The sequence below is a fragment of the Cupriavidus sp. C1SS-2L genome (assembly GCF_057073735.1).
This window is the reverse complement of sequence record NZ_CP172708.1, coordinates 3220090-3236060: the sequence shown is the minus strand read 5'-3', so window position 1 is coordinate 3236060 and position 15971 is coordinate 3220090. Positions and strand designations below refer to the sequence as shown.

Here is a 15971-nt window from a genome sequence, read left to right as displayed (position 1 = left end):
TCACGCGGGCGCGCATTTCGTTTTAAGGAAACCGGATTGCGCGGGCAAAAACCGCGTCTGGGGCAAAAAGCCGCCACCGGCACCCGCGTCGGGGTGTTGACGGCCTGCAAAGCCAAGCTGTGTCTAGAGTTGCAGGCCGTCGCGAACCCGAACCCGCACTACGATGATCTGAGCTGGCAGCAACAGAACAACACCGTGGGGGCTGGCCAGAGCCTCACCATCGAAGCGGCGAACATCCGGAACCTGAACGGCACGCTGGCCGCGCAGGGCAATGTCAGTTTGACCGCTGGGAACAGTGTCACCAACCAGAGCGGTACCATCCAATCGGTCAACGGCGATGTGTCGGTCACCGCGCCGAGCCTGGTCAACAAGGCCATGGATCCGGTGACACTGCACAAGGACTACGGCAACCTCAATCCGTCTTACGCCGGCGGCTGCAACGCCGGGGGCAGCTACAAGGGCAGCAACTGCTCGGCCGACGAAACCGTGGCGGCCGGGCCTGCCGCCATCATCCAGGGCGCGCGTGACGTGAGCCTGTCCGGCACGACGCTGGCCAACAACGGTGGGATGATCTCGGGCGGACGCAACGTGACGGTCAACATGACCGGCGGCGTCGACAACACCAGCCTGCTGCAGAACGCCAATTGGGCCGGACTGTGGGTCGAGAAGGCCGGGGCGTTCCGATCGGACAAGACCCACAGCACCGGCGGCACGGCGGTACTGGGCAGCCAGGAGTCGCTGATCCAGGCCGGCAACGCGCTGACGGTCGCCTCAAGCGGCCAGATCGTCAATACGGGCAACCTGATGGGCAATCAGGTGGACGTGACGGGTGCAACGCTGATCAATGGCTACACCAACCCGAACCAGCCGACGCCACCTTCGACGACGCCCAAGCAGGTGATCTCGCTCGGTCCGCCGCCCATGCCGGCCGGCTCGCTGCCGCCGGGCACGCCGACCACCGATCCGACCCAGCCGTGGCAGTTCAGCCCGGTCATCGTGACGACGCCTGGCGCACCGACGACCAGTGGCGCGTCGACCATCGACTGGCACTTCACGGCCAACCTGGGCGGCAACCCGTTGTCGGGGCCGGCTCCCAATGGCGACCGCGCCCGGTATGTGAATCCGTCGGCCGCGACCTCGGTGCTTGCCGGCATCACGCCAGATGCACTGCTCAAGCAGTTGCCGCCCGAGTTGCGCCCGGGCAACGTGAGTTTCTACTACGACCCGTACACCGAAGGGCAGAAACTCCAGCAGGCGGCGCTGCAGCAGACCGGCCAGGGCAGCTTCGTCAATGGCCTGACCTACGACAGCCAGAACCAACTCTCGGTGACCGACCAGGAGAAGCTGGCCCTGTACAAGAACGCGGCGGACTACGCCAAGGAGCACAACCTGACCCTGGGCACGACGCTGACGCCGGAGCAGGTGGCGAAGCTGGATAAGCCGATGCTCTGGTACGTGGAGCAGGCGGTGCCCGACCCGAGTTGCAACACCGCGAGCAGCGTGGTGTGCCCGGGCGTGAATGCACTGGTGCCGCAGGTCTACCTCCCGGAAGGCTATGCGCAGGCGCTGACCAAGCCGACGGGCGGCACGATCACGGGCGAAAACATCAGCCTGGACATCGCAGGCAACTTGCGCAACAGCGGCGTGGTGTCGGCCGGTGACACGCTGAGCGTCAAGGCGGGCAGCCTGGACCTGTCGCCCAATGTGGTGGACATCGGCAAGTCGGCGTACGGCGTGAGCGGCGGCTGGATGGAGTACACCGGCACGCAGGTGCAGCCGGGCGGGTTCATGAGCGCGATGCACATGAACATCGAGGCCGATAGCATCAATGCGGTCAACGATGCGCTCCGCATCCTGCGTGCTGACGGCAGCGTGGACGAGGCGGCGACCAGCGCGCTGATCGCGCAGCTGAAGAGCAACCTCGGAGTGGACTACACCGAGGGGTCGGTCAGCGATGACATCCACACGCACTTCATCAAGCAGGACAAGGGGCTTGGGCCGATTGGCCAGGTCATCGCCATCGCGGCGGCCGTGGCAATCTCCATCGTGACCGCAGGGGCTGGTCTGGCCGTGGTTGGCGCCGTGGCGGGCTCGGCATTTGCTGCAACTGCTGTTGGCACCGCGATATCGATGGCCGTGTCCGGGCTGATTGCCGGCACGCTGTCGAGCATGGTGGGGCAGGTCATCATGACCGGTTCGGTCGATCTCGGCGCGGCGCTGAAATCCGGTCTGGTGTCGGCCGCCACGGCCGGCCTGACGCAGGGCGCCCTAGGAGCGATGGGGCTTGCCAATGCCGGGGTGTCGAGCATTGGCACCAACATCAGTGTCGGCGACTGGGCCGCGGTCCAGTCCAACCTGACGAATGCGGTGGCCGCGAGTGTGGTGCGTTCGGCGATTAGTGCCGGTATCAATACGGTGGCCTATGGCGGGAGCTTTGGGCAGGCCTTTGCGAACGGGATCGTGCGAGATGTGGCGGCGGTTGGCGCCAATGCGATTGGTGCGACGATTCCGGGTATCGGTGCGGACCGTGCGACGCCGGGCACTGTCATGGCGAATGCTCTCAGTCATGCGTTGCTGGGGTGTGCGGCACAGAGTCTGACGGGTGGCGACTGCGCCGGCGGTGCCATTGGTGGGGCGGCTAGTGCGCTGGCGGCGCCGCTGATCCGTGATGCGATCTACGCGGATAGCCCGGTACTGAATTACAGCGACGACAGGGTTCGACAAGCCATTACGGTGGGACTGGCGACGTTGGTCGGTGGGACGACTGGGATTGTATTGGGCCAGGATGCCACCGCGGCGGCACTGGCGGCGCAGAACGAGGCGCTGAACAACACCACAAGCAAGTGGCAGAACGTCAAGGATCCGCGCTTCCAGGCGAACGTGAAGGCGCTGGGAGACTGCGTCGACCCGGTGTCGTGCCGCTCCAATGCTGCGTTCTTGGAGCAGCAGATTGGGGCGCTGAGCGATGACAAGATCGCGGCCAAGTGCGGCAGTAGCGCTGACTGCGTCGCCGCACGGCAGCAAGAACGAGGTCTCTACCAGCAGGCCTATGGTCAGGCGATCGCGCATCAGGATGCCAATGTAGCGGCACGTGATTATCTGGGACGACTCAGCCAATCACAGGGCAATAGCTACACAACGACGCAGCTTGACGGAGCGCTGCAGCGGTATCAGCAAGGCACGGCCGACTCCTCGAACCCGGTGGACGCCTTCGTCGCGAAGGCGATCGTCGGCAACGTGGCCTTGTTCGGGGCGATCAAGGGCGTGACGGGCGTCGATTCTGATGGTGGCGGTAGCTCTAGCGGTGTACCTGGTCGAGTACAGTCGAGGATCAACGTGACCAATGCTGGCATGGCTCACATTGGCGATCGACATCTTGATCCGACTGTGAATGCAAGCCAGTTTACGATTAGTGAGAGTGATCTTACGAAACTGCTGCAGAGCAGAACCACCGTGTCGACACCTGTTACGCGTACCATCCCAAGCGGTAATGACATCAACTACGTCCGTGAAGTAAATGCCGGGCAGGTGGTGGGAGCCGACAAGTTTAATAACTACCAGCCGACGTCCACAATGACTGTGATTACAGACAAGTACGGTAACCTAGTAACGGCATTTCCCGGGAAGCTGAAATGAGAGCAAAGAAAGTTGAAAAAAGGGAATCGATTCAAAGGGAGCTTCTTGTTACTTCCGAACAATTGTGTTCGAAAACCGGAGCGAATGCCTTGGGTCTCGCACTGCGTCGTTTCTTGCCGACGCTTGATCATGCATTCATTCTGGAGTGGCTACCGGAGCAGGCGGAAGACATTTTCTGGGTACTTACCAGCCTGTCAACGATTGTGAAAGTAGAGATTCGTAGAGGACAGTTAGATGGCGAGGAGGATGTCTCGCTAGACACCATTGATGTTGCAATGTTCCGGCGAAAGCCTCATTCGCGTCAGGTGAGAGAAAAACTGGAAATCGCGCTTGAGTTGATGAGCGACTGAGTTGCGCAGTTGGGGCGATTGGTGGGGTGGCCAGTGCATTGGCGGCGCCGTTGTCTAGGGCCAAATCTGGGAATGGAAACCGCGTCGGGGCAATCGCGTGAACACGAGTTCACCGTCTCCCTACGGAGAAAGCATCACCATTCGTCAAGACAGGCGTGCCGGTGAATTTTGATTCTTACAGCGTGAATTCAATAACCGGTCAACGCGTCAAGATTAGCAATGGACATTTGAACGTAAGGAAATAGGAGTTCGACCATGCATGCTGTGGTGCAGGGCATAACTTGCGATCAATGTGATCTGGCATCCTTTGTCCCGTCGGAGCCACATTGCTTCACCCTGTCGCTTCGTCTACGAATCGGCCCCTCACCGTGCTACTGGAAACGTCTACGAAGGCACTGTTGACCTTCAACCGACGCCGGACCGAATCTCGAGCGGCGTAAAATATCCGTCACGCAATGACGGCACCACCTTCAACAATAATGAAGGTCTGTTGCCGCAGCAGCCAGCGGGTTACTACACCGAATATGTTGTTCCCACACCCAATGTGAAGGGTGTTGGTCCTCAGCGGATCGTGACTGGGAAAAATGGCGAGGTGTTTTACACACCCGATCACTACAAGACGTTCACTCCCGTGAAAAGGTGAATACCATGAAAATCGCGCATCCTTTTCGCTACGAGGAGGAACTTCACAATTACCACCAGAAGGACGCGTTCGTTGCCGTGCTCCCAACTGGCATCGCAACGAAGAGTGTTCTACTGGAAGCGCTTGCGTCCGTGCTCGCATTCCCGGCCTATTTTGGCTCGAATTGGGATGCGCTGTTTGACTGCCTCCGTGATTTCAGTTGGATGAGTGAACATGACATCGTGCTCATTCATCCCGAGCTTCCGATGTTGCCCGAGTCGGATCTGAAGATCTATTTGCGTTTGTTGCGCGACTCCGTTCTTGACTGGCGCCCGGAGGAGGCACATCACTTCGATGTTGTATTCGCCAAATCGGAAGAGGAGACTGTCGAACGATTGCTCTGCGACGGATGGTGACTCTCGCGCTAGAGTAGCCATGCGCTGCTGGGGTGTGGCGCAGAGCCTGACAGAGGGGATTGCGCGTGCCGTGCCATTTGGCGGGGCGGCCAGTGCGCTGGCGGCGCCGCTGATCCGGGATGCCATTGGTGTGCCAGTCGTCTAAGGTGCCTTAAGGAGACGTAATGAAGTTGGTGTTTTCCTATTTGGACGGCGGAACTCACCCCGCTGCAGGGCATGTATTTCACTGGCACCCGATTGCAATTGGGGGAGTTGACGTTCCGCGCTACAACAGATACGTCTGCGGTGTCCTTGGCGCCATCGCACAGACCATCGAAGACTGTGATCGCTTGCTCAGCTTCCTTAGTGCGGTCGAAGGTGGACTGGAGCAAGAGGTGGAGACTGGTGGTAACGACGTCACGCTTACGTTGACTCGTGAAGGGGTGCAGGTCGATATCGAGGCTAATGAAGACTGGGTGGGAACAGAGGAAGGCCATTTCTCCTTGCGCGAATGGAAGCTGATTCTAGAAGGGTGGAAGCGCTTCCTTGCTATGCCCCAAGCCAAAGAATCAGTAGTCGAAGTGTTTCTGTAGGTGGTCGGGATTTGGAGCAACACCCTGCAGCTGACCCAGCGATGCTCGGATAGACCTGCGCCTCGCCGGGTGGGCGTGCTTGGCTTTCCGTTGCGCAGCCCAAAACCCGCGTTGGGGCCAAAGACCGATAGCTACGCGCGCTGCAACAAACGGGGCAGGCCAGCTTCATCAACGGCCTGGCCTACGACAGCCAGAACCAACTCTCGGTGACCGACCAGGAGAAGCTGGCCCTGTACAAGAACGCGGCGGACTACGCCAAGGAGCACAACCTGACCCTGGGCACGGCGCTGACGCCGGAGCAGGTGGCGAAGCTGGATAAGCCGATGCTCTGGTACGTGGAGCAGGCGGTGCCCGACCCGAGTTGCAACACCGCGAGCAGCGTGGTGTGCCCGGGCGTGAATGCACTGGTGCCGCAGGTCTACCTCCCGGAAGGCTATGCGCAGGCGCTGACCAAGCCGACGGGCGGCACGATCACGGGCGAAAACATCAGCCTGGACATCGCAGGCAACTTGCGCAACAGCGGCGTGGTGTCGGCCGGTGACACGCTGAGCGTCAAGGCGGGCAGCCTGGACCTGTCGCCCAATGTGGTGGACATCGGCAAGTCGGCGTACGGCGTGAGCGGCGGCTGGATGGAGTACACCGGCACGCAGGTGCAGCCGGGCGGGTTCATGAGCGCGATGCACATGAACATCGAGGCCGATAGCATCAATGCGGTCAACGATGCGCTCCGCATCCTGCGTGCTGACGGCAGCGTGGACGAGGCGGCGACCAGCGCGCTGATCGCGCAGCTGAAGAGCAACCTCGGAGTGGACTACACCGAGGGGTCGGTCAGCGATGACATCCACACGCACTTCATCAAGCAAGACAAGGGACTTGGGCCGATTGGCCAGGTCGTTGCGATCGTTGCTGCTGTGGCAGCGTCCATTGTGACTGCTGGCGCTGCTGCGGCGGCCATGGGCGTTGCACTCGCAAACATGACGCTGGCACAGGCCATGATGGTTGCGGCACTCTCCAGCATGGCAGGCAGTGTGGCCAGTCAGTTGGTATCCGGCCAAGGTCTGGACTTCGGGAAGGTAGCCATCGCAGGGCTGGTGGGTGCCGCGACAGCAGGCCTGACCAACGGCATCACCTTCGATGGCAGCAGCTTTGGGGTGAATGGCTTTGATACCGTACTGAAGGGCACCAACAGCCTGGCGAATCTGGCCGGCACGAACAGTATTGGCGGCGTATTGCAGGCCGCACAGGACGGCGCAACCGGCACACTCGCCCAGCAAGCTATGGGGATGGTGGGTGCCGCCCTGATCAACGCTGGGGTGAATACGGCCGTCTACGGCGGCAGCTTCGGGAAGGCGCTGGCTGGCAGTCTAGTTGCTCAGTCCGCAGCGCTTGCGGCGAATGCGATCGGCGCCTCCACCGAGGCGGGCTCCTGGCAGAACATCGCCGAGCACGCGGCACTGGGCTGTGCTGCTGTTGCTGCCAGTGGCGCTGATTGCAAGTCAGGCGCCATCGGTGGTGCTGCGGGTGCGGTCGTCTCGCCGCTGGTGGGTAGTGCGCTGGGCATCGAGACCAATGCCGACCGGGCCAACTCGATCAACCAGGCGGTCGTGATTGGTACAGCAATGCTGGCCGGCGGAACCCTGGCCAACACACTGGGCCAGAATGGAATCGCTGCGGCGGGTGCGGCGCAGAATGAGGCGGCCAGCCCGAAAGATCGGCAAGCGTTTGAGAAGGCCAAGCGAGAATGTGCGAACGGCGTCTGGTCGTCGTGTGCCGCAGCCAACATTTACGCGGAGAAAGATCAGAAAAGCAACGACATTCTGGCCGATGGCCTGACCAGGTGTGAGGGAAGCAGTTGCCAGTCCCTAGCCAACTGGGTTCAGGACCAGAAGACGTCCCTGGGTTGTGGGTCCGCCAGCGGCTCTGCAGACTGCCAGGTCTTGGACAAGAGTTGGCAGATCGCGCAAGCGAAGGCCCAAGGGCTTGAGCTGCCGGTTTTCTCGCCGGATGACTTGATTGGTACTGGGCTCCTCAAGGGGCTGGCCACTGGCACCCTCAAGGGTGTTGGTCTCTTGGGCCCAATGAGGTCTGTTGGTGACGATGCTGCTAGGGCTTTGGAAGGGCAACTCGTCAAAGATAGCGGCGTACCGAGTACCCTGAGTGGGCTGGCAGATCCAAACTCGATTCGCTTCACGCAAAGTAGTATTGGTTCGACGTTCTCCAATGGGACATCTCTACAAGATGCAATTGGAGCCTTGCAATCAGGGAGCCTTTCACCTACCAGCTTGCCACCGATACGCGTGTTTGAAAAGGATGGGCTGTTCTATACGCTGGACAATCGAAGGCTGTTTGTGACCTCGCAAGCCGGTACTATGGTCAACATAACGCCCGCAACGGCTCAGGAAGTAATGAGTCAAGTGTGGAAATTTACAACGCCGAACCAAGGGTGCATTGTGTGTATCAGGGGTGTTCCAAAGCAATAGGAGACGGAGATGAATCTGCAGGATCAGATCGGTGAAATTGATTCGAAGGAGCGGCTTGCAGACCTTGTCGCTGCGCTCCTTGATGACCTAGTGAGAAATCCACAGGAATGGGAGAACGTTAGCCTAGAAGGGTTCCTTGCTGCGATGGAAGCCTGGATTAGAGATATGGATGGGTATTACAAGAATGCTGGCCAGCCTATTCCAGACATGCCGACTTGGCGGACGTTGGCTGACATATTGTTGGCAGCTAGAGTTTACGAATAGGGCAAGTTATGGCGTGATTAGCCTTGACGGACCCGGCTTCGGCCGGGTTCATCGTTTCTGGCTACCATCGAGGCGTCGCCACTTGTGAGCTCTTGCTGAGCAGCCTGCCATCGCAGAATTCGTCAGCTGCTGCTACCGCTGTACGGCGATGGAATGACACTGCCAATGCCTTGGCGCAGGCCAAGACTCAGCAAGCGCTGTTAGCGTCGGGTGCTTCTCCGACAACGGCGGTTGCACTATCCGGGTTGTCGCCTATCGATGTGTCAGGAACGGTCGATGCTGCACTCGGTGCGGTGGTTGGCGGAGCAGGTTCTTTCTGGTCGTCAAAGAAAAACCAGTCCTCAGTGGAGAACGCATATGGTCATTGGGACAAGCACCAATCTGAATTCCCCGAATATCAGAACTCAGTGCAGTACGTCCAGGGGGCGCAGAATTTCGTAACGAATCCGCCAGCGGGCACGTTAGTGAAAACACGTCCAAACGGGGATACACTGCTGTATGACCCAGCAACGAATACTTTTGCAACTAAGACTGCAGACGGTGCTCCCAGAACAATGTTTCGGCCGCAGGATGGAATTGGCTACTGGAACAAGCAATGATCAAGATAATTGAAGGCCGCGAGTTAAATTCATGCCCTTGCTGCGGCAGCTTTACGCTCGATGAAGTAGGCGTCTACGAGATATGCACGATTTGCGGGTGGGAGGATGACCCAGTGCAATCAGCCGCCCCAGACTATGCGGGCGGGGCGAATTCTTGCAGCCTTAGAGAAGCGCGGATACTTTGGCAGAATAAAATCTCCAGAAACTCAGAATAGGGATTCTATGGCCTCGGCTACCTGGCTCGTCATCGCTTCCAATCGGGGAGGCGCGCCAGTACGACGAAACCTTAAACATGGACTATCCGCCGGACTCGAGATTCGAAAATTCCGAGGCGGATGCTGAGTTCAAGCACGAAGGTCTTCGTCTTGCCGCCCAGTTGAGGACGGAGTTGGGACCCGAGTATGAGATAAGGATCCACCTGTAACGTTACTGGGCTGCGCGGCGCTGAGCCTGCCTGGTGCACTGGGCACGAAGTCCTTAATCTGGTCAGCGAACGGACGACGAAGGTTGAGCTATATTGTGACGCGTCAGGTGCTGGGGTACGGCCTATTTTGACATCCGTGGTGCGAGAGCGGATGCGATCGTTATCTTGGAGCCAGAGACCAGGTGTCGTTGGTGGTTGATCCGAAGAGAGTAAGAATGGTGCCATTCCGACATAAGAATCATCTCTTCCATGACAAATATTGGACTTGACGGCGGCCATTCAATATATGAGCTGAGCCCTGTGGGCGGGGAAGTTTTCCCCTGAATTTTAAAGTTGATTCTTCGTAGATAAAAAGGCTATGAATTCGTGTGGCTGGGAGTCTATCCATGGATTTGAGTCGCCGCGTGAATATGCACTCTTTTGCGCGTGGATTGCCGCTCAAGTAGATGCTGGGGAGTTTGAGCAGGTTCCTGTAAGCGAACCGAGCAGCGATCTCATTTTCGGGGTGGAAGAGCGTTGGTACCGGTGTAAGACCTCTGGCGAGGTATGGCGTTTGGTTGCTCCAGAGCCACCATTTAGGGGCCTCTGGGGAGAATTCGCGTAGGGGCTACTGGGTAGTCCGGGGTGGAATCTTTCCCCCTTACTGTGAGCGATGCCTCTGAATCCACGCCCAAGCCCCGCTGCGATTCCCAAGTCGAGATACATGGGCCACAAGTGTCCATGAGGCCGACGGCGGCTACACGGTCACCCAGAAGAATAGCTGCCTTAATCCAATAGCGGCCTGCAACTTTGTAGATTTGACGTCCAGAGTGCAGCTTTCGCGAGCAACTCCACCGCAGGTTTCTCAGGAGTGACGATCTCCATGCCTTAAAGCCATGGCATGGCATATGCGGAAGACCCAAACCTTCCGCAAACACCACGGAGACCATCATGCCAAAAGCATCCAGCATTGCCCAGGCAAAGGCGGACAAGCGTTCGGGCAAGGCACCGAGCACCCAGGCCGGCCATTTCGTCCGCGACGAGATCGAAGCCGTTCGCCATGGCAAGCATGGCGTGCGTTCCGCCAAGCAGGCCATCGCCATCGGTTTGTCGGAAGCGCGCCGGGCAGGCGTGGACGTGCCGCCGCCCAAGACGGGGTCCAAGGCAGTAGCGGCAAAGAAGAGTGCCGGCAAGCCCGCCGCCAAGAGTACCGGCGACAGGGCGCCAAGGCGGCCTAGTTCGGAAAGCACGGCCAAGCGTCGCAGTGCCGCTACCAAGGCCCTGAAGCGAGAGAGCACGGCCGGTGCCTCGCATGAGGCGCTGTCAGCCCAGGCCAAGAGCGCGGCCAGCAAGCGTACTGCGGCAGATCGCTCCGCGGCCGCCGAGAAGGCTGCCAAGACCAAGGGTGCGGCGGGCCGATCCGAGGCGGCCCAAAAGGCTGCGCGCACGCGCGCGGCGAAGAAACGGACAGTCCAGAAGCCCCGTTAGGTCGGGGCAAGGCGTTGATCACCTGATCTTCGCCTAGCCTGCGACTTCGGCATCGCGGTCAAACCGCACTTCGTCCGACAGGGGCCACTGCGAGCCCTTCACGCGGAACGACGCAATGGCGGACGTACGTCGACGCCGTGGATCATTAGCCGACACATCGCGCAAATGTCGTAGCGGACGTCTTCGAGCATTCGCCAGCCTGAAGGAAGCACAGCATCACGCCAGCGCACCATCCAGATACGGATCAACATTGCGCGCCGGAGCGTTCGACGGCCACGTCTGATCCCGGCCGGCCAGGGAGCGCGCGCCGTCGTAGTACGGATCAACGCTGCGAGCCGGTGCCGCCGAGGTACCCGTCCGGTCCAGGCCAGCCAGCGAGCGCGCGCCATCCAGGAACGGATCAACGTTACGTGCCCCATCGACAAACGGGTTGCGCGGTTCCTGCACCGAGCGCGCACCCTCGGTGTACGGGTCAGGTGCATCGCTGACGGCGCGGGCACCGTCGGTGAACGGGTCGCGTGCGCCTGTGTACGACAGGCTGGCGGCCTGTGCGCCCGCTGCAGCGGCAACGAGGGCGATGGCGAGGACAAAGCGCTTGGTGATGTGGGTAGTCATGATCGGCTTCCTTTAACGTTTGAGAGGGTATGGGTCCGGTGGAGACTGCATCATTGCAACTCGCTGCGGGCCCGTGGAACGTATTAAAGAAAACCGATGTATCGCGCCTGTAGAAACTTGCGGCCGGATTTGTCGGTGCGCGTATCGTTGGTGCGGCGTGATACAGAACTGTACAAGGACCCCATCCCGTCCTCGTAGCGCTGAAGGCTTCGCGTGATGAAAGTATCGAAGGAGCCTCATCATCCTGGTCCGCCGGTGCCTGTGGCAGCACGCAGACATGCGATGGCTCGGGGCAGAAGAACCGCCAGACCACTCAGGGCGCATTCCCCTGCGGTGCCGGCGGCGGGAAGTCTGGCTTGTAGTTCGCAGGCGGCGTCGCGGGCGGCGCACCCAGCATCTGGCCGTAAACGGGGACCCGGTGTCCGCTTGCGTACATGCATTGGATGTAGGCAACGTCATACCGGTACTGTGCACCGTATCCCGGATCGCCCGAGCTACTGGTGCCGACCGCTGGAGTGCCCGCCGCTGCCATGTTGGAGGCCTGAGGCGAACTGGCGCCGCCCACCTGGCCTAGCGCGAACTGGCGGCAGTTGCGGTCGTCTCCGAGAAACTGATCAAACGTCTTATTGCTGCCGGGCAGCACCATCACACTGGGGCCCGACGGCATCGCCGTACAAGCGCCCAGAACGAGCACTGCCACCATCAGGAGAGGAACGGAACGCGGCTTCATGTGAACGTTGGGATTACGGCGACGGCTGGGCGGGCACCGTTTGCCAGCCGCCCGGGCAGTCCTGGACGTACGGGTAATAGCCACTAGGCTGATCGCAGCGGTACCACCACGCGTTCGCCGACGCGACGTCCGACCCATCGCCTTGCTCGATGTATTGCGTCGGCGCGTAGTAAGCGGGGTAGGAGCCGGGGTATGGCCAGCCATCGTATGGATATCCCCACCAGCCCGGCCAGCCGAAGCCTGCCACGAATGCTACGTGCCCATGGTGAAAGCCATGATGATGAAAGCCGCCCTGGTGGAAGCCACCGTGACCCTGAAAGCTGCCGCCGTGCATGCCTGCGCCGCCACCACCACTACCACGACCGCCCCCACGACCCGCCGCCAGCGTCGGACCGCTGGCGGCTATCGCCGCTCCAGCCACGAATGCCAGGGCGATCTTGCAAAGCCTGCGCCCGTTCATGATGTGTCCCCCAGCCTTGCTGCTTCACGGCCGGGTCGCTCGGGGCCCGCGCCGGACTATCCCTCCCTTTTGGTAAACGCCTGACAGGTCAAATTTATTCCAGCAACCCGTCCCGATTTCCTCTCCGGCGTTCCCTCCATTTCAGGATAGTGCGCACATGACGCCGGTGAGGCGATCACGGAAAAACACGGAGATCGCGAGCGTCAGGCTGCCTTATGCATCGCGCCAGGCACATGGGCCAGTGCGGCCGCGTAAGCCTGAAACCGGTGAAGCTCTTCTCGCGGAACGAGCGAGCCGCCGGTAGCCCAGATCACATGCGTCGCGTCGCGCATGTCGAGCCCGTGATCGCGCACATACGCTCGGCCTTCGGGGGAGTCGCGCAACCAGCCCGGGCCGCCGATGCCGGCCGCCGCTGATGGTTCGACTTCCACACCCATCGACGTCTTGAGCGCGAGCAACTGAACATAGAGCGGATCGTCGGGGACCGTGAACACGCCAGCGAGTTGCGAAGCCATTAACGGGCTGACCAGATGGGATGCCTGTCCGACGGCGAGACCATCGGCATCGGTCCGGTTGTCGAGGCCGATGTCGTAGACGGATACGGGATCATCCGAGCCGGAGGCCAACTGCACCAGTACGCACGGCGAGGCCACGGGCTCGGCAAAGAAGCAATGCACGTGGTCGCCTAACAGTGCCTTGAGCCCATACGTGATGCCACCGGGCGCGCCGCCGACCCCGCAAGGGAGATAGACGAATAGCGGATGCGCGGCATCCACGACGCGGCCGGCTTCGGCCAGTTGGCGCGCCAGATGACGTGCCGCGGCGGCGTATCCGAAGAACAGCAGGGCGGAGCGCTCGTCATCGACAAAATGGCAGCGTGGCGCTGCCAATGCCTGTTCGCGGCCCGCTGCCACGGCTTGCGCGTAGTCACCTTCATGCTCCACCACGCGCACGCCGCGCTTGCGCAGGCGGTCCTTCTTCCACCCCTTGGCGTCCGCGGACATATGCACCACCGCATCGAATCCGAGCGCCGCCGCCATCACGCCGATGCTCAGGCCGAGGTTGCCGGTGCTGCCGACCGTCACCGAGTATTGCGAGAACAGCTTGCGCGCCGCCTCTGTTGCCAGCACGCGGCGGTCACCATCCGGGTCGAGCATGCCGTGTTCGATCGCGATGGATTCAGCAATCGCCAGCACTTCATGAAAGCCGCCGCGGGCCTTGATGGAACCAGCAATCGGGAGTTGGTCGTCACGCTTGATGAACCACGCGCCCTCGGCGCCTTCGCCGAGCGCGTATTGGAGGCCGGTGGCTGGCATCAATTGCGATTCCACTTGCCCATGGCTGGACGCCAGTTCGGGTAACAGCGCCGCCATAAGCGGGGCGCAGCGTGCAAGACGTGCTTCCGCCGCTGCGATCAGTTCCAAGGATGGGGCGGTAGCCGGCAGCGGTTGTCCCAACCTCGGATTCAGCCAAAGCAGCGGTTGTCTCGATTGAAGTTTTGCTAATAGGTCGGGCGCGAGGGACAGGGTGACCATCAGGTCATTCTCCGGAAAATTCCTTACCGAAAGAAATCGTAAAGGCCGCAGCCGTGCAAGAATAGCGATCGTTTCTAACGCATGCATTAGTCTGGCTAATAGCCATGCAGCTCGATTCCTCCATCCTCGGCGCGCTGCGGTGTTTCGAAGCCGCAGGGCGCCTGCTGAGCTTCACCAAGGCCGCCGAATCGCTGAACCTCACCCAAAGCGCGGTGAGCCAGCAGATTCGCCATCTGGAAGACCGTCTCGGCTACGTGCTTTTCGTGCGCCAGCCGCGCAGCCTGAAACTGACGCCAAAGGGCGAGGCGCTGTTCGAGACCACGACGCGCGCACTGCATGACATCCAGCAGACCATCCAGCGACTCGGCATGCCGAACGCGCCGCTGCAGGTCAATTGCCTGCCGTCGTTTGCACTGCAATGGCTGATGCCGCGCCTGACCGATTTCCACCGCGAACAGCCGGACGTTTCCGTACGCTTGAAAGCCGAGTTCCAGGCTTTGGACAGGCAATCGATGGACACGGAAGACATCGACGTGGCGGTGCGTTACGACCCGGTCCGCTACAGCCGGCTGCACGCGGATGTCTTGCTGGACGAGTATCTGGTTCCGGTGGCTACGCCTGAGTATCTCGCCGAGCATCGCGAGCTAGCCGAGGGGACGTCGCTCGACGGCGTCGTGTTGCTGCACGACGCATCGCCATGGGTCGGTGCGGCCGAGTTCGTGGAATGGCGCACATGGCTTGAGGCGTTTCATCCGACATGGATGGCGCATCTGGAAGGGCCGCAATTCAATCTGTCGAGCCTGGCCATCAGCGCGGCGCTGAACCACCAGGGCGTGGCGATGGGACGTACGGCGCTGGTCTATGACGAGATCAGGAGCGGGCGACTGGTGAATGTGTTCCGCCAGCACGTACGCGCGCCGGCGCGCTACATGCTGCTTTCCCGGAATCCGGATGATCGGCGTGTGACCATTTTCTCGGCATGGCTCAAGGCAGAGTGCGCGCGGTTTGATGCGATGCGGATGGAGACGCTTTCGCGGGATCGCTAGGCGCCGCTCGCGGCGCTTCGATCGTCTGACTGTGCTGCTGCCTGGCGTCGGCTGGCCGGTCCGCGTGCGCCGCAAGCCGACCGGCAGACGCCGCGAACCCTTTCGCCTGCAACGCGTACGTGTCGACGAGGCGCGCGTTCGCTCGCTCGACCCGATAGGTCACGCTCATCGACAGCAGGGTGGCAACAACGAAGGCCAGGCCGACAGCCGTCGACACCGGCAGTGAAAGCTGCAGCTTCAACACCTGTTCGGCGGCGAACGCGGCGGCGGCCAACACCAGGACGACGCAAGCCGCCATCCCGATTACCCGCGCGGAGCATGCGAGTGCGGGGCGTGGGGCCGTTGTCGGCGCATGACATGCAACGGGCTCAACCTGTCCGGGTTGTTGCTTGATGCGCTCGATCCGTTCGCGTGCAGCATCGATGCGCTGGTCGGCATCCTGCAGCCGCGCGCGCGAGCTGGTGCGGATATCGGTGCTGAAGCGCAGGAAGCTGGAAAGCTGGAAACGGGAACGCGTAGACATGAAGGTTGAGGCGTGTCAGGAGACCGCGAGCGCGCGGCCGCTGCAGGCCGGCTTACGACTTCATTCCTAACGACGAAGTCGCGCGGAGTTGCATAGCTCTTTGGTGGGGTGCCTGGGAACGGGGCCCAGGCCAGGCGAAACCTCGCCACTATCATCGCTGCGAAGGTCAGTCCGATTTGACAAGGATCCTGATGGCCCGCTGACACAGGAAGTTATCGCGGGGACTTGTTGC

16 protein-coding genes and 1 pseudogene are annotated in these 15971 nt (G+C 61.0%); 12 read left to right on the top strand and 5 right to left on the bottom strand.

Annotated features, from left to right (window positions below; genetic code table 11):
- Positions 1 to 141 precede the first annotated feature (141 nt).
- The 11 genes and pseudogenes from ACIGJG_RS15025 to ACIGJG_RS14975 form a co-directional block, all read left to right on the top strand.
- Positions 142 to 3636, top strand: a pseudogene (locus ACIGJG_RS15025) (DUF637 domain-containing protein); the annotation flags it as partial.
- Positions 3633 to 3986, top strand: a complete 354-nt coding sequence (locus tag ACIGJG_RS15020) for a hypothetical protein (protein WP_011299072.1) — start codon at positions 3633 to 3635, stop codon at positions 3984 to 3986. The pseudogene ACIGJG_RS15025 and the gene ACIGJG_RS15020, both read left to right, overlap by 4 nt.
- 292 nt (positions 3987 to 4278) lie before the next feature.
- Entirely contained in the window at positions 4279 to 4629 is a 351-nt protein-coding gene (locus ACIGJG_RS15015) for a guanyl-specific ribonuclease (protein ID WP_207206575.1), read from the top strand.
- Between the two features lie 5 nt (positions 4630 to 4634).
- Complete coding sequence (locus ACIGJG_RS15010) at positions 4635 to 5024, top strand: barstar family protein (protein ID WP_011299070.1); 390 nt, start codon at positions 4635 to 4637, stop codon at positions 5022 to 5024.
- A 19-nt stretch (positions 5025 to 5043) separates the two neighbouring features.
- The gene (locus ACIGJG_RS15005) at positions 5044 to 5169 is read left to right on the top strand and encodes a hypothetical protein (protein WP_258234705.1); all 126 of its coding nucleotides are present in this window, start codon (positions 5044 to 5046) and stop codon (positions 5167 to 5169) included.
- A 19-nt stretch (positions 5170 to 5188) separates the two neighbouring features.
- On the top strand, positions 5189 to 5596 hold the full coding sequence (locus ACIGJG_RS15000; protein WP_011299069.1) for a hypothetical protein: 408 nt from the start codon (positions 5189 to 5191) through the stop codon (positions 5594 to 5596).
- Between the two features lie 206 nt (positions 5597 to 5802).
- Positions 5803 to 8076, top strand: a complete 2274-nt coding sequence (locus ACIGJG_RS14995; protein WP_220631054.1) for a DUF637 domain-containing protein — start codon at positions 5803 to 5805, stop codon at positions 8074 to 8076.
- Positions 8077 to 8085: 9 nt separating this feature from the next.
- Positions 8086 to 8340, top strand: coding sequence for a DUF7660 family protein (locus tag ACIGJG_RS14990; protein ID WP_011299067.1), 255 nt, complete (start codon positions 8086 to 8088; stop codon positions 8338 to 8340).
- A gap of 92 nt (positions 8341 to 8432) precedes the next feature.
- Complete coding sequence (locus ACIGJG_RS14985; RefSeq protein ID WP_181184511.1) at positions 8433 to 8939, top strand: hypothetical protein; 507 nt, start codon at positions 8433 to 8435, stop codon at positions 8937 to 8939.
- Positions 8936 to 9154: a CPCC family cysteine-rich protein gene (locus tag ACIGJG_RS14980; protein WP_220631053.1), complete on the top strand. Its 219-nt coding sequence runs from the start codon at positions 8936 to 8938 to the stop codon at positions 9152 to 9154. The genes ACIGJG_RS14985 and ACIGJG_RS14980 overlap by 4 nt, the downstream gene beginning before the upstream one ends.
- Positions 9155 to 10293: 1139 nt before the next feature.
- The gene (locus ACIGJG_RS14975; RefSeq protein ID WP_483672487.1) at positions 10294 to 10830 is read left to right on the top strand and encodes a DUF6496 domain-containing protein; all 537 of its coding nucleotides are present in this window, start codon (positions 10294 to 10296) and stop codon (positions 10828 to 10830) included.
- Between the two features lie 216 nt (positions 10831 to 11046).
- Here the strand turns inward: ACIGJG_RS14975 and ACIGJG_RS14970 are convergent, their stop codons facing one another.
- From ACIGJG_RS14970 to ACIGJG_RS14955, 4 genes are all read right to left on the bottom strand, one after another.
- Positions 11047 to 11445: a hydroxyquinol 1,2-dioxygenase gene (locus ACIGJG_RS14970; RefSeq protein WP_483672485.1), complete on the bottom strand. Its 399-nt coding sequence runs from the start codon at positions 11443 to 11445 to the stop codon at positions 11047 to 11049.
- Positions 11446 to 11758: 313 nt separating this feature from the next.
- Positions 11759 to 12175 (bottom strand): glycine zipper family protein, encoded by a 417-nt coding sequence (locus ACIGJG_RS14965; RefSeq protein ID WP_483672484.1) that lies wholly within the window; start codon positions 12173 to 12175, stop codon positions 11759 to 11761.
- Positions 12176 to 12188: 13 nt separating this feature from the next.
- A complete protein-coding gene (locus ACIGJG_RS14960) occupies positions 12189 to 12635 on the bottom strand; it encodes a hypothetical protein (protein WP_483672482.1) in 447 nt (148 codons plus the stop codon).
- Between the two features lie 203 nt (positions 12636 to 12838).
- Positions 12839 to 14170 carry a D-serine ammonia-lyase gene (locus ACIGJG_RS14955; protein WP_483672481.1) on the bottom strand — a complete coding sequence of 444 codons (1332 nt, stop codon included), beginning with the start codon at positions 14168 to 14170 and terminating at the stop codon, positions 12839 to 12841.
- A gap of 98 nt (positions 14171 to 14268) precedes the next feature.
- Here ACIGJG_RS14955 and ACIGJG_RS14950 point away from each other — a divergent pair, with 98 nt between their 5' ends.
- Positions 14269 to 15216, top strand: a complete 948-nt coding sequence (locus ACIGJG_RS14950) for a LysR substrate-binding domain-containing protein (protein WP_181184514.1) — start codon at positions 14269 to 14271, stop codon at positions 15214 to 15216.
- Here the strand turns inward: ACIGJG_RS14950 and ACIGJG_RS14945 are convergent.
- Positions 15155 to 15739 carry a hypothetical protein gene (locus ACIGJG_RS14945; protein WP_140952064.1) on the bottom strand — a complete coding sequence of 195 codons (585 nt, stop codon included), beginning with the start codon at positions 15737 to 15739 and terminating at the stop codon, positions 15155 to 15157. The genes ACIGJG_RS14950 and ACIGJG_RS14945 overlap by 62 nt on opposite strands.
- Between the last annotated feature and the right edge of the window lie 232 nt (positions 15740 to 15971).

Bases quoted from the DNA above. Each gene is read 5' to 3' on its own strand.
- ACIGJG_RS15020 (WP_011299072.1), top strand. From the start codon at position 3,633: ATGAGAGCAAAGAAAGTTGAAAAAAGGGAATCGATTCAAAGGGAGCTT.
- ACIGJG_RS15010 (WP_011299070.1), top strand. From the start codon at position 4,635: ATGAAAATCGCGCATCCTTTTCGCTACGAGGAGGAACTTCACAATTAC.
- ACIGJG_RS15005 (WP_258234705.1), top strand. From the start codon at position 5,044: ATGCGCTGCTGGGGTGTGGCGCAGAGCCTGACAGAGGGGATTGCGCGT.
- ACIGJG_RS15000 (WP_011299069.1), top strand. From the start codon at position 5,189: ATGAAGTTGGTGTTTTCCTATTTGGACGGCGGAACTCACCCCGCTGCA.
- ACIGJG_RS14990 (WP_011299067.1), top strand. From the start codon at position 8,086: ATGAATCTGCAGGATCAGATCGGTGAAATTGATTCGAAGGAGCGGCTT.
- ACIGJG_RS14980 (WP_220631053.1), top strand. From the start codon at position 8,936: ATGATCAAGATAATTGAAGGCCGCGAGTTAAATTCATGCCCTTGCTGC.
- ACIGJG_RS14975 (WP_483672487.1), top strand. From the start codon at position 10,294: ATGCCAAAAGCATCCAGCATTGCCCAGGCAAAGGCGGACAAGCGTTCG.
- ACIGJG_RS14970 (WP_483672485.1), bottom strand. From the start codon at position 11,445: ATGACTACCCACATCACCAAGCGCTTTGTCCTCGCCATCGCCCTCGTT.
- ACIGJG_RS14965 (WP_483672484.1), bottom strand. From the start codon at position 12,175: ATGAAGCCGCGTTCCGTTCCTCTCCTGATGGTGGCAGTGCTCGTTCTG.
- ACIGJG_RS14960 (WP_483672482.1), bottom strand. From the start codon at position 12,635: ATGAACGGGCGCAGGCTTTGCAAGATCGCCCTGGCATTCGTGGCTGGA.
- ACIGJG_RS14955 (WP_483672481.1), bottom strand. From the start codon at position 14,170: ATGGTCACCCTGTCCCTCGCGCCCGACCTATTAGCAAAACTTCAATCG.
- ACIGJG_RS14945 (WP_140952064.1), bottom strand. From the start codon at position 15,739: ATGTCTACGCGTTCCCGTTTCCAGCTTTCCAGCTTCCTGCGCTTCAGC.